This window comes from Paenibacillus sp. FSL R7-0026 (genome assembly GCF_038004485.1).
In the GTDB taxonomy this organism is placed as follows: domain Bacteria; phylum Bacillota; class Bacilli; order Paenibacillales; family Paenibacillaceae; genus Paenibacillus; species Paenibacillus xylanexedens_A.
On sequence record NZ_JBBORG010000001.1, the window covers coordinates 4,585,107 to 4,598,826 of the forward strand.

General features: G+C 43.5%; 9 protein-coding genes. 2 read left to right on the top strand and 7 right to left on the bottom strand.

Annotated elements, in window-relative coordinates; translation table 11 throughout:
* Positions 1-18: 18 nt before the first annotated feature.
* Positions 19-495 (bottom strand): DUF6790 family protein, encoded by a 477-nt coding sequence (locus MKY44_RS20210; protein WP_341008267.1) that lies wholly within the window; start codon positions 493-495, stop codon positions 19-21.
* Between the two features lie 423 nt (positions 496-918).
* Here MKY44_RS20210 and MKY44_RS20215 point away from each other — a divergent pair, with 423 nt between their 5' ends.
* Both MKY44_RS20215 and MKY44_RS20220 read left to right on the top strand, forming a co-directional pair.
* Entirely contained in the window at positions 919-1,344 is a 426-nt protein-coding gene (locus MKY44_RS20215; RefSeq protein ID WP_221821910.1) for an Rrf2 family transcriptional regulator, read from the top strand.
* A gap of 111 nt (positions 1,345-1,455) precedes the next feature.
* The gene (locus MKY44_RS20220; protein ID WP_341008268.1) at positions 1,456-2,313 is read left to right on the top strand and encodes an SDR family oxidoreductase; all 858 of its coding nucleotides are present in this window, start codon (positions 1,456-1,458) and stop codon (positions 2,311-2,313) included.
* A 175-nt stretch (positions 2,314-2,488) separates the two neighbouring features.
* On the opposite strand, the gene MKY44_RS20225 is transcribed toward MKY44_RS20220, so the two are convergent.
* The 6 genes from MKY44_RS20225 to MKY44_RS20250 all read right to left on the bottom strand — a co-directional run bounded on the left by MKY44_RS20225 (position 2,489) and on the right by MKY44_RS20250 (position 13,461).
* The gene (locus MKY44_RS20225; RefSeq protein ID WP_341008269.1) at positions 2,489-3,028 is read right to left on the bottom strand and encodes an RNA 2'-phosphotransferase; all 540 of its coding nucleotides are present in this window, start codon (positions 3,026-3,028) and stop codon (positions 2,489-2,491) included.
* A gap of 31 nt (positions 3,029-3,059) precedes the next feature.
* On the bottom strand, positions 3,060-3,500 hold the full coding sequence (gene imm48, locus MKY44_RS20230) for an Imm48 family immunity protein (RefSeq protein WP_211080866.1): 441 nt from the start codon (positions 3,498-3,500) through the stop codon (positions 3,060-3,062).
* Positions 3,501-3,591: 91 nt separating this feature from the next.
* Entirely contained in the window at positions 3,592-4,833 is a 1,242-nt protein-coding gene (locus MKY44_RS20235) for a helix-turn-helix domain-containing protein (protein WP_341008270.1), read from the bottom strand.
* 179 nt (positions 4,834-5,012) lie between these two features.
* Positions 5,013-10,748: a S8 family serine peptidase gene (locus MKY44_RS20240; RefSeq protein WP_341008272.1), complete on the bottom strand. Its 5,736-nt coding sequence runs from the start codon at positions 10,746-10,748 to the stop codon at positions 5,013-5,015.
* 554 nt (positions 10,749-11,302) lie between these two features.
* Positions 11,303-12,292 (bottom strand): serine/threonine protein kinase, encoded by a 990-nt coding sequence (locus tag MKY44_RS20245; protein ID WP_341008273.1) that lies wholly within the window; start codon positions 12,290-12,292, stop codon positions 11,303-11,305.
* Positions 12,293-12,591: 299 nt separating this feature from the next.
* Positions 12,592-13,461 carry an alpha/beta fold hydrolase gene (locus MKY44_RS20250; protein ID WP_341008275.1) on the bottom strand — a complete coding sequence of 290 codons (870 nt, stop codon included), beginning with the start codon at positions 13,459-13,461 and terminating at the stop codon, positions 12,592-12,594.
* Positions 13,462-13,720: the final 259 nt, after the last annotated feature.

A 13,720-nucleotide genomic window follows, 5' to 3' on the forward strand; every position in this document is an offset into this window, starting at 1 on the left:
CAAAAAATCAGTTACAGCTTACTGCATTACCCAGATTCCACCAGCCAATACGGAGAGAACCGTGATAAACGTTTGATACACCACATCCATAATGAGATTCCCGATACTGTCTCCATCTGCCTTGCGATTTTTAATCATGACATAAGTATGTGACCAAAGACCACTTAATCCGTATATGTACATCGTTACCAATACACCAACCCAAAAGTTCCCTTGGAACCAGATGGCCATAATCCCCATAACTCCAAGCCCTACCTGGGAAAAACCGTATTTAACCTGAAATGGTCCACCAGGCCATCCTAACATTTTGGCTGTCTGATCCGCTCTGGCAATGTTGACAACATAACCAATCACTCCAACCAATCCAAACGTAACCACAAACTGATGAAGCAGTAACACTCTGCTAATCTCGCTCATTTCCCCGGGAAAACCTAACACATATAGGTGTACTCCCCCTGAAATTAGACCTAACAACCATAGAACCAAAAACCACATGCCTGTCCCACTCCCGCCGTTTGTTATTTGGAATCATTTGTAACTAAATGTACAATCTTGTAGTTAAACACATTATATAATCGCTTTTACATTTGTCAATTCATACATAATTTTCTATTTTGTCGAAGCTTTTGTCATTTTTCTTCTTCTGTACGCAAACAAGAAAACCATATAGTTCCATTTAACTTGAAAATAATAGTAATTTAGCCCTATTATTACATTAAAAGGTTTGAAACCTACTTCTTTCTTAACGCTTCAAAAGAACCACAACTCATTTATTTGACATAGGTGATAGTTCAATTATCATCTGTTTGATCATCTACGATTACAGGATAACAGCAACTATCCATTAAAATATAATATAAAGGAATTGACATCCGATCGCTTTGTAACTATTATAGTTACAACGGTGGTGATTATCCCATGAGACAAATCAGCAGTCGCTTTTCCATTGCGGTTCATACCCTGTCCCTGATCGCTGTTATGCCCAATGAATGCACCGGAGATATGATCGCGCAGAGTGTGAATACAAATCCCGTGATTATTCGGCGGATTATGTCCAAGCTGAAACAGGCTGGTCTGATTGACGTCAGACCCGGTGTGGGTGGTGCTTCCTTGTTGAAAGATCCGGCGAACATTACCCTTCTCGATGTATATCGAGCGCTAGAGGTCGTGGAGGATGGGGAATTGTTTAACTTTCACAAACATCCGAATCCGAAATGTCCGGTCGGCAACATGATTGAACACACCTTGCGTGCCGAACTCATTGAGGCTCAGACAGCCATGGAACAGCGCTTGAATCGTGTAACCATACAGCAGATGATGGATCAGATTCATGTCTCTGAATAAAAAAGCTCATAATGAGCTTTTTTTAACCCCTTCGTTGTAATCACACCTGTTATAACATTTTTGATTACATCCATATGCAACCAACAACACATATCCTAGGAGGAAAAGAAAATGAAAATTTTGGTTACTGGCGCAACAGGTCATTTGGGTTCACTGGTTGTAGAGGCATTGTTAAAAACGGATTCTGCCAAAGATGTGGCAGTAAGTGTACGTAATCCAGAGAAAGCGGAAGCACTCCGCACTCAAGGCGTTGACGTGCGTCACGGTGATTTCGATCAACCGGAGACGTTGGAGAAAGCTTTTGCCGGTGTAGACCGTCTGTTGCTCATCTCCACTGATGGTGACAATGAAACGCGTATTCGCCAACATCAGGCTGCCATTGACGCTGCCAAGAACGCAGGCGTGGGTTTCATCGCTTATACAAGCGTTGTGAATGCAGAGAAAAATTCCCTTTCCCTGGCGGAAGTTCACCGCGCTACAGAAAAAGCTATTCGTGAATCCGGCATTCCGTATTCCTTCCTGCGCAACAACTGGTACCTGGAAAATGAAGCAGGCAGTGTGCAAGCCGCTACGCAAGGCGCACCTTGGGTTCATGCCACCAATGACAGCCAAGTAGGCTGGGCTACCCGCAGTGACTACGCCCATGCTGCTGCAGCTGTACTCGCAGGTGAAGGACATGAGAATACTGTATATGAATTGTCCGGCAAACTACGCACGCAAGCTGAACTGGCTGCCATTGTTGGTGAAGTGCTTGGACAGGAAATCAACGTGCAAAACGTGGACGATGCCGCTTACGCTGACATCATGAAAGGGGCAGGTCTACCGGACTTTGTCGTATCGATGCTTGTTGATATGCAAAGTGCCATCCGTGAAGGCGCATTGGCTGTAGAAAGTGATACTTTAGAGAAATTGCTTGGCAGTCCGGCTCAGCCACTTAGCGAAGGTATTAAAGCAATTGTAGGCAAGTAAGTTTTGGATATGAGAAAGGGACACACCAACGAATGTTGGATGCGTCCCTTTTTTTTGGTGTAGCTAACGATCAATACAACGATATACCTATTGAACGGATGACCGTACACCACCCGTTGATTGCGACTGCTGCAATTGGAAATAGGCATTTATGCTGTCCACAACAGTTAATCACTCACTGCTCAAGAATATAACGTGCGGGAATATGATCGGCCAGCCAGATATTTTCGTTTCCATGATAAAAAAGGATTCCGTCTGTGGCCGCTTGAGCAGCATTGATTCTCAAAATGACAGGCTGATCATCCCGTCTTCGTCCCACCTGATTGGCCGTATTGATATCTGCGGACAGATGTACATATTGCCTTTGCCGCGGCTGTAAGCCATGTTCCATAATAGAATTCACTGCGCGTGCCGGAGTCCCATGGTACAGGGTTTCCGGTGGCTCAGCAGATAACTTCGATATTTTATGGGGTGTCGAATGTCCATACAATGCCCGGATGCGGCCTGAACGGATTTCATGTCTCTTTTTCTCCGAGGTCTGAATCATCTGCTCCAGATCGGCTTGCGTGACTTCCTTCCACTGCGGACTTTCATGTAAAGCCACCAGCAATTGCGAGATTTCCACCCAACCCTCTTCGTCCAGTTCCAGTTCATACTCCCATGGTGCATGTCGGAGAGCGTACGAGAGTTCCTTGCTTAATTTCATCAGATCCAATGCAATCATCTCCCACATCTAATAAAACCGTCTATTTTTGCGATTGAACCGCTGTTAAAATCTCCTGAATGTTACGTTCCAATCCTTCATCATCTTCCTGATTGAATTGGCGGTGTCCATCAATCCCACGTTGGATTATCGTATTCATCACCGGATGAACCTCACGATCGGAAGCCACCCGAATCAGATCATCGGCAAAATCAACCGCCTGCTGTTCACTGTAATTAAACGGTTTAATCAGCATCCGAATGCTCAAGGCATGGGCCTGCGGCTCCGCTAGCTGATCCCGATGAGTGATGCCATACACCGCGCCAAAACCAAAAGCAGCCATGACCTGACGCTCCAGTTCTGTCGTCTGTTCCAATGGCGTGCCAATCAGCTCACACATTTTGTCCACCATCTGCTCCAGCTCGTTTGCTGCCGCAGCCAGAATTACGTCATTAATATCGTCAGCGTTGATAAAATCAGTCATATTGGTTTTCTCCATTTCTGCACCGTATTTGATCCATTCTCTCAGACTCTATGAGAACATTGTATCGGAGTTGGGGTGTTCGTTTCAAATCTTATATAAGTGAAGTCAATTGTGATTCGAAACGATTTTTTGCGAGCCTGAGCGCCTTGTCCTTTTTACCATGATCCATATAGTATTGAAACAATATCCCTTCATAACGTTCAGCAAGATACTGGGAACCAAGTTCACGATAATAAGGAAGAATTCGCTCTTCTATCATTTCATAATACGCTTGCTCCTGCCCTTGTAAAATGACAGACTGGAGTTCCAATTCCATATAACTTGCGTCTGAAAAAAGTTTAGAATTGTGCAAGGCTTCCAGAGACATGTCCAACAGTTTGTTTGCAGGAATGAGGTTCCCTAGCCTATTCGATTCTATGTAATTATTGAGTACCATCAGGTATAACGGTTGTTTCTCCGGAATCATATCAAGCGCTTGTCTGTACCAGTAAGCAGCATCCTCATATTGCTTCCGCCGGTTATATTCATAACCCAGATTGTTCAACAGCTTTGCTTTTCGGTCAGGTAGCCCACAATCATCACTAATCCGAATCAGATTCTCATATCTGCGTTTCGTCTCAGGAAAATCATGATACTCACGGGAATTGAGCTGAACCAGCATAATGGTTTCAGTGTCAATGATCCGCACCATATTGAGCGTTTTCCGAAAATGCTGGATAGCCTTCTCGGCGTAGTAGTAAGACGTAATATTCGAATATATCGAGTGATATGCCAGAGACAAATGATAGAAGTACTCATGATTCGTATATTTGGACTGATTGATTGAAGTTAACGTCTGGATGGACTTGCGATAATGTCCTGTAAGGAAATAATAAATCCCCATCACATGGTGATAAAAATAATGTTCATATGAATGCTCCGATTCATCAGGAATCTCAACTTCGGCTATAAGTCTCTCGGCTTCATTGATATTATTCATAAACAAGTAAAATCGGATCCGCAGCAAGTCATAGGATAAACGCAAATCAGGTATACCTTTTAACGGTTCCACTTCCAACTTGTCTTTGAGACGAATAGCTTCAGCTGTTCTCTGCATAATAATGGCCTCTTGCCATGAATCCAGCAGATCGTTCATTTGATGATATCTTGCTACTTCCCTTGCCATATCAATACATAGTCGATCACAGAGCATGTCCATAATTTCTTGTGAATACTCTGTCATTCCCCGTTCAATTTTGCTCAGATGTGTGACTGAACAGATCCCTTTCACCAGTTCGCCTTGAGTTCGTCTATTCTTCTCCCGGTAAAATTTAATAATCTTCCCTTCAATCATCACTACACCTCGTTTTAATCCATCATTTTATTCCTAATTATAGGGTTCGAATATGGACTCTGCCAGTTATATATTGGAGTCTGATGTACTTGGGAAGAGAATTTCAGAAGCTCAACGAAGTAAAATAACAAAAAAAGAGGACCTCCTAAAACTGGAGGAACCTCTTATCCTTGTACTTCTTATTTCAGCAACGAAAGTAAATTGTGAACCGTTTGGGCCGTTTCGGCACGTGTAGCACTATTTTTCGGTTTGAATTGCCCACCAGTAGAACCGTTCATTACACCAAGCTCGGAAGCTTTCGCCACAGCTTCTTTTGCCCAAGATGCAATGTTTGCTTCATCCGTATAACCGGCAACAGCCGACTGGGTATCGTTTGATTGGGATTGATATTTGTATGCTCTCATCATGAGCACTGCCATTTCTTCACGTGAAATGGTTTGGGTCGGAGCAAACTTATCATTCGCTATTCCCTGAACCAAACCTGCTTGATATGCCGCAGCCACACTGTCTGCATACCAGGCATCCTTACTCACATCACCAAATGGCAATTCGTTACCTTTCACCTCTAAACCAAGGGTTCTCACGATTAAAGCAGCGAATTCGGCACGAGTCGTTTGACCTTGTGGATTAAACGCAGTCTCTGTTTTGCCTGTCAGCACATGTTTCGCCGAAAGAGACTTGATTGCATCACTTGCCCAATGCGTTGGTGCCACGTCTTCGAAGGATTTATCGTAAACGAACGGTGCATACGTGCCCATATCAGACAATTGGGAAGTAACGGTACCCTTCTCTTCATCAACGATCCCACCTGCGTAATCCCATTGATCCGCAGATGAATGTTCATTGTACATTCCAATCAGATCGCTGTTTAACGTTCTGTCGTAAAAGAGTGTCAGCGTAACATCTTCAGGAAGCGAGGACAGAGATAATTTCTCACTGGAGACCTGGAGATACAGTTCAACGTCATAAGCAGCACCTGCGGTTGTCCATGTGAGACCTTGTTTTGTTTCTGGTGCTTTCACATCTTGTTTCATTATATCCAAAATGATCTTGCCACCAGCAGCACCAGAACCTCCTTTGGTTTGCAGTTCTTTCAATACGCCAGAAGGAATGATGAGCGATAGTACACCTTGCTGAGAAAGTGTGAGTGAATTTGCACCCAACAAATCCCCGGCATTGACAGGCAGCTCAATCTTCTTATCGACCGTAATATCCACATTCGCGGTACCGTTTGTCACAGCTTTTAACTCTTTTTCTGTAATGACCTGATTTTGGCTTGGATCTGGGTCTGTGGTTGGTGCAGGTGTTGGGGCAGGTGCAGGGGTCGTAGAAGATCCGCCGCCACCGTTATTTCCCGAACCGCCCCCATTATTACCAGAACCACCATTGTTCATTTCCTGAATTTTATTGAGGAAGTACCCTAAGTCTTTGTCCCCAATTTGCAAAACAGGCTTCTTCGTAGAATAGTTAGCAGTCATTCCAAAGTTATTCGTAATATAATTCACTTCGGCGTCTCCTACAGAGCCATCCTGGTCAATATCGGCGATCTCATCCGTAGTATGATAATGTTTCGTTACAAGCTCCATGTCATAGATATCGATGACTCCATCCCCATTAATATCTCCTGCATACGTAAAGTCGGACGAATTCAGTTGATTGATGCCATAATATTCGCCATCAATCGTCTTGCTCAGAACCACTGCCAGCTTGGAAGGTAAATGACCCGGAACTCGTGTGTAGATGGTCGTCATTTCTCCTGTTGCCGGAATCCCATCGATCAGGAACTCACCATAATTTTGCACAGTCCCCTCATATTTCTCACCGGAAGCCGTCTCGGCATAAACTTCAATGGCCATTGCCGAATAGTCATTTTCAAAATCCAGATACTCTCCATCGACCATAAAAGCTTCAGGACGTACAAAACCATATGTTCTTGAAGATTTGGAGATTACTTCATAGCTGTCTGTGTTAAACGCGGCTAATGCCAATTTCTCTTCGTTCTCTTTCATGCCAACCGTCGTGTATTTCGCTTCAAGAAATGGTACGTCGCTTTTCTTAAAATAGAATTCATCCTTGGGTACATCAAAGACAACCTGGAACAAATCAAGATCCCCTGTGATTCCTTCAAAGGCCCCCCCTGAGATGGATGCCTCAAAGCTGATTTCTCTTTGGTCCACTACAGGTTCACTGAATTTCACTTCAGCACCTGTGTCATCCAGTAATGCCTTCAGCTCAGGCGTTGGTTCAATCCGGTTAAATTGTTTGTAGTCATACATCGATTCCAGGGTAAACGAAATACCGTTTAACTTCTCCACATTGTTAAATTGAATGGTCTGGGTAATCGTATCTCCTTTACGCACTTCGTCTTTGTCATATGTGCTGGTCAGATAAGGTTTGCCTTCGGAAATAAACCCATAGCGATGGTCCTTAACGGCATTTGCCGCTGTACCCACATCCATTCCAAAGAGTCGAAGTTCGTAACCATTGTCATATTCTTCTTTGGTAATACCAAATGATATGTTTCCTTCTTTGGAAACAGGCAAATCACCGGAATAGAAGGGACTGCCATTCTCGTAGAAAATGACACGATTGGATGATTGATCATAAGCCGTAATCCCATTATCAACAAAGGTTTGGACTGTTGAATCGATAGCTGTGCCATCATACCAAACGCCTTGTCCACCCTCCCTTTCCGTGAGCATACTATCATTGAGCTCGTATACCCCAGGCTCTATTCCCAAATCAATCTCTGGGGCTGTATTATCCACAACTACCAATCTTTCGTATGAATACTGCTGAGAGTCCGAGTCAGTCCCGATGAATTCAAGTGTGTAGCTGCCCTCAGGGACAAATCGTGCAACGTTGGAAATCTCCCCGTTTTCAATCGGAAATGCATAACCTCTAAACACATTCAGGATCAGATATTCCACTCCCGGAAGCATGGACTGCGAATTCAAGGTACCTACAAACCCAATTTCCTCGCCAGTTTCGCGATCCTTCAGCAATACATCCACAGAATCAATGGGACTGCCCAATTGAATGGCACTCAGTGTCATCCGGTTCAGGAACTGATGGAATGGGGTATCGTTTGTAACGGATGGTGGAATCATCTCCACCGTAGTAATCCCCTTTTCACTAATACGGATGGAGAATGGGATCTGAATATGATCCGCCGCATTTTCCGTATCCAGATATACATATCCTTCATATCGACCACTTGGCGTGTCCTGTGGTATATCCACGGAAACAGTCATCTCTTCCGTACTACCGCCAGTTACAGTAATCGATTCTGGAAGATCTACATTTAGATTCATTTCGTTTAACAGCTTGATGGAAGTATTATACGTTTTGGCACGGTCCCCTTTATTCTCGATCTTAACTGTCCGGCTGTCCGATACGATTTCCCGGCCGTTTTCTTCCAGATATGCACTATCAAATACGATGGAACCTGTAATTTCATCAATCAGGATGGATTCGTCATTCGAGAAGTGAATCGTTTTATCCTGAACTTTGGCAAATACGGATGTGTGGACTGCCCGGTAAGGATCTACTCGGCCTGCACCTACTTCATACACGGAATAATTCCCTTCCAGATCGACAGCTGTATTCATAAGAGCAGTTTTCACATCAAAAGGTGTATATTCTTCATGTGCCTCGAGCATAAGTGCAGCAATACCCGCCATATGCGGGGTTGCCATGGAAGTACCCGAAATTCGTGCATAGGCAATATTATAATTCTCACCCGCATGATCATTCACAAATACAGGATAGGTTGAAAAAACAGCTACACCCGGGGCTACGATATCGGGTTTAATATCATCATTCACGGAAGCTGGACCTCGGGAACTGAAATCCGCCAGTTTATTTCCTTCCGTAACAGTTTGACCTCCTGCGCCAAAGGTGACTGTCACACCGTTTAACTCTTTTAATTTTTCTCCAAGCTCTCTCATCATTTGGAATGTAGGAATATACCCGTTCATTTCACCCAAATAATTAGGGATTGTTCCTTCAACATTATTATATATAATTGCTGCTGCCGCCCCTGCTTTTCTTGCGTTGACAATCTTGGCATCGAGTGCAATATCTCCCCGAGCGATTAGGGCCACTTTGCCTTGTACATCAATACCTTCAAAATCAAAAGCATTACCAAGCCCTGCATACACAAGTTCGTAGGTTTTGCCTTCAAGCGTGGTCAGATCGTCAGTAAAATCTTTACCAAACAAAGGTAACACCTCAGTATAAGTTGCAGCAGGTGTTTCTTGCGTTGGCGCTTCTTCTCCTACTACAGGTGTTTCATATTCTTCTGCTGGCGCTTCCTCTTCTACTACAGGTGTTTCTGCTGCTGCTGGTGGTGCTTCTACTTCTACATCAGGTGCATCTTCTACTGATAGTGGAGTTTCTACATCTGCTGCTGGTGTCTCTTCTTCTGTTGCCGATGCTTCTTCCTCTGCTGCAGATGGTTCTGCTGCTGTTGGTGGCACTTCTTCTTCCTCTTCTACTACAGATGTTTCCTCACCCTCAGCAGGTGCTTCTTCCTCTGCGGATGTTCCTTCATCCATTACAGGTGTTTCCTCTGCCTCTCCCCCATCTGGATTGTTATACACATCCAGAGTCACGGTAACCGTAGGTATAGTTAACGGAACATCGGAAGCACCAATCGTAATGGCCAGCGCGCTCGCGCCTGGTGTACCTAACGTACCTTCATTTGGTCCATCATTACCTGCCGCAACCATACTCACCACGCCTTGCAGCATCGCATTATTCAGTGCAATTGAAGAAGGATCGAGCGGATCATTCGTGGCGGCCCCTAAGGATAGATTGATAACATCAAGTTCATCTTCAATAGCCTTGTCAATTCCGGCAATAATGCCACTCATCTCACCACTTCCACCAGGGCCAAGTACACGGTACACATATAAGTCTACGTCTGGAGCAACACCTTTTACCGCATACCCCACGTCATTTTTGGCCTGCCCAGCGATGGTTCCCGATACGTGTGTTCCATGGGAAGTATAATAAGCTTCTGCTAAAACACCTTGCTCCTTATAACCTGAATTTTCCCAATCTTCATAGGTCGTCTCCATTGGGTCAGCATCGTTATCAACAAAGTCCCATCCTTTTACCGTAGCCGGGTCTACTTGCTTTGGATCCTCACCCGCATGAGCGCGATACCCTTTATACGCCCCTGTTAAATCTGGATGATTATAATCAATTCCGGTGTCCAGTACACCCACTTTGATTCCCTTACCAGTGATGCCCTCTTCATGAAGGTTATCTATACCAAGATATGGCACACTATCAGCCATGCGAGGTTGCATTCCGGATGCAGATGCAAATTCACTTGATGTGTCTGTCTCTGGCAGATCAAGTACCACTTCCTGGTCAGCCCATACTTTTTTCACAACTCCGGATTTCATCAGATCTTCTACGGCTACGCCAGGTACTGTTAACGCAACACCATTTAGTGCGGTTTCATACTCCTGAGTGATTTGGATCGAGGCAGCATCATAAGATAGCCCTCTCTTCTGTTGCAAAGACTTAATGTGTTGTTTGAATTGCTGATGATTTTGTTTTACTCTGCTTGCGGCCGTAAGCTCTGACAACTTCTCATTTACTAGTCTAGCCCGTTTCAATGCAACGGCAGCCGGTTCGCTTTTGAATTGGATGATCACTTGGACCAAATCATTACTTTTGGTATTCACCTTGGAGTCGATCACTTCACCATCCATGACTTGAAGCTGGTTCAAAGCTTGTCTTTCTTCTGGCGTCAGTGATTGAAGAATAGACTTAGCGCTTTCACTCTGCTGTAGGGGACCATAAGAAGGTGCTGCGTAAGCAGGTAAGGAGAACATAGAAGACAACATGACTCCTGCTGCTACTAAACCGGATAACCATCGGGTTGATTTTCGTTTCATTTTATACCTCCTGCGATTTACGATCAGATTAGGCTTATCGTATTCCGCAGCGTAGGGGATGTAAATTGGGGTAATTGAGTATGTAAATAGATGAATCACTCTGTTACCCTTCGGAAAAATTTACATATAAATAGACCGAATTATCTAATTTAGTGGCTTTATTTAACGAATTCAGGATTCTATCCTTTTATTCACAACTTAAACTGATAAACAAGTTTCTTTAGACCTAAAATCACTTTCGAAAATGAAGAGTTTTTTCAAAAATAAATTACTTTTTTTGTTATTTTTTGATTGGATTCAATTTAAAATCTTTATAAAAAACGCAAAAAAGCTCACACCATTGTTTTAAACAGAACGATCAATGTGAGATTTTTTAACATTCCACTCGAATGGATGGCATGGGTAAACGATGAGGTATTCTATAAGCTATAAAAGAAACAAGCCAGTTCGCCCCATAAGTAAGGGTACGAACTGGCTTGTTTATATTTTACACCTATTTAACGGTTATGCTTTCATTTAAGCGTATCTACTTTAGTAACATAGGTCATAACTGCTTACGCCGTCTCATGTTGCTTTTTCGACTCCACTTCATAGACCTGCGTATGCTCATTCTCGGCCAAAGACCATTCCACTGTACCTGGCTTGCGCACTTTCCATACCCAAGCTTGAACTCGCAGCGAGCTTCTGACCCAAGCTAAGGAAGCACAGCGTTTCTCAGAACGAACCGTCAAACCCCAATGAATAACACGAGCAAGCCAAGGATTCACATACTCATTATGTGAGCGGACAGATGGCAATTCATCCTGGAACAACCGCTGCTTCACGTCCATAGGGGGTTGCCCGCATGTCCAATAATGGAGCAGAGCTGCCAAACTATAGATATCCGACATCGGTCCTTGACTGGATTTCTCCGAATAAAACTCCAGCGGAGAATAACCTGCCGATGTAAATATCACCTGTTTCTCTCCGGATTGCATAGGCCAACGGGTAGCTGAGCCAAAGTCCAAAAGTTTGGGTGTACCATCCTCCATAACCATAATGTTGGAAGGTTTCACATCCCGGTGAAGAATGCCTTGCTTATGTATGTAATCCAATGTATCCACCAGTGGAAGCAGCGTCTCCGTTATGAAGGCAGCATCGAGAGCATGATTATGTTCATTCAAATACTCGGTTAATGTGATTCCCGTGCAGTATTCCATAACCAGATACCCCGTACCATTCGCTTCAAAATGATCCAAATACGAAACAATATGAGGATGATCCAGCTTCGATAACAGTTCACCTTCGAGCAGAAATGCAGCCAGTAACTCCTGATATTGCCCACCGTATCCTCGTGAAGAGCAGAACACCCCTCGCTTGTCTGCCTGCCGTTCAGCCATTCTCTGTGGGTAAAATTCCTTAATGGCTACTTTGGCACCTGTGTTACGATCTCGCCCTGCATATACAATAGCCAACTCACTGCTGGCTAGTACCTGTCTTACCTGATATGTATCATTTATAATCACATTGCGCTGCAATGCCATTTTACAATTGTCTTTTCTCATAACAGACCTCTTTTCAACCTTGTCGATCGGAAGACTTTCCGCGTAAATGCATCATTTGGTTCAACCAGTCAGCAATTCATCGCCAACTATACATATAAACCAAATGATGCAATTTGAAACACCTTAACGCGAAATATTTAAATATTAATGATATCAGGCCTTCTACGATCTACTGCTAATCCCTATCCACACTATTCTATAGAAGAGAAGCATTCTCTTATATAGAGTATCGACAGATGGATGTAATTACTTTATTAAACTGGAGAAAAACATTTCTCATCCTTCATTTACAGCTTTTATTAATAATTCTTCTGTAAAAATCGCCCGATTTCCTCGTTCATCTGAACCAATACGTCCTGTGAAGGAAAATGTCCTGTATCATACTTGATGGCTTCTACATTCGTAATAATCTTTTGAGCTCGCTCAATACACTTATCCGCTGGGAAAAAGACATCCTTCTCCCCTACCAATAACAAGGTTGGTGACGTATAATTCACCAGTTCTTCCCGCTCCGTAAGCTTGGGCAGATCCTGATCTATGCTGACGTATTTAAAAAGTTTGCCGATAATGTTTTTATCCATTTCTTTCATGCAGTTGCACGACATGTTGTCCGTAATTTTTTGCAAAGAAGATGGTGAAGACGTCATACGATACTTGACGAGTGGCAGCGTGATATCCTGAGCTGTTTTAATTTTGGAATTGACCGCAAGACCCGCAGGAGCAACCAATACGGCACACGAGATGCGTTCTGGAATATAGGTAGCCAGTCTGAGGATAATGCCTCCTCCAAACGATGGACCGATAAATGCACTCTTTTCAATATCATAGTGATCTAACAGATCCGATACCCATAATGCCAAGCTATCAAACCGTGTCGAGATACTCGCTTCCTCACTATAACCAGGATGACCAATCGTATCAGGAGCAATAATCCGGTATTCTTTAAATAAAGAAGAGAACCATGACAACGTCATCGGATTCACACAATTACCGCCTTGGAGAATAAATAACGGCTTGCCATCTAGAGGACCCGTCAGTAAAACATGCGTCTTGCCAAAACGCGTCTCTACATACTCCCGAGTAAATTTCTCACCCAACTCGTTCAAATAAATCTCATACTCTTCAAGTATGCTGCTCTTGCCTTCTTCACTTCTATAAATGGAACTCATGTCTGCCTCCTGCAATATATACTCAAATACCCCATTCTATTGAATGGACTTGCTAATCAGTGGACCAAAAAGATAAAGAGGGCCTGCAGATGACAGGCTCCTCCATATGTTTAACTAATCATATTCAGATGATTATAGAGCGGAAACTGGAAATTGTAAATAACGATTCTAATAGACCAGAAATAAAGGAGGCATCCTTTGGAAAAATCAATTTCATAACTCACTGAAAATGGATTTTTGTAACTAGATATAGACAAAT

Bases quoted from the DNA above. Each gene is read 5' to 3' on its own strand.
- MKY44_RS20245 (WP_341008273.1), bottom strand. From the start codon at position 12,292: ATGAGAAAAGACAATTGTAAAATGGCATTGCAGCGCAATGTGATTATA.
- MKY44_RS20220 (WP_341008268.1), top strand. From the start codon at position 1,456: ATGAAAATTTTGGTTACTGGCGCAACAGGTCATTTGGGTTCACTGGTT.
- MKY44_RS20235 (WP_341008270.1), bottom strand. From the start codon at position 4,833: ATGATTGAAGGGAAGATTATTAAATTTTACCGGGAGAAGAATAGACGA.
- MKY44_RS20250 (WP_341008275.1), bottom strand. From the start codon at position 13,461: ATGAGTTCCATTTATAGAAGTGAAGAAGGCAAGAGCAGCATACTTGAA.
- MKY44_RS20215 (WP_221821910.1), top strand. From the start codon at position 919: ATGAGACAAATCAGCAGTCGCTTTTCCATTGCGGTTCATACCCTGTCC.
- MKY44_RS20240 (WP_341008272.1), bottom strand. From the start codon at position 10,748: ATGAAACGAAAATCAACCCGATGGTTATCCGGTTTAGTAGCAGCAGGA.
- MKY44_RS20210 (WP_341008267.1), bottom strand. From the start codon at position 495: ATGTGGTTTTTGGTTCTATGGTTGTTAGGTCTAATTTCAGGGGGAGTA.
- imm48 (WP_211080866.1), bottom strand. From the start codon at position 3,500: ATGACTGATTTTATCAACGCTGACGATATTAATGACGTAATTCTGGCT.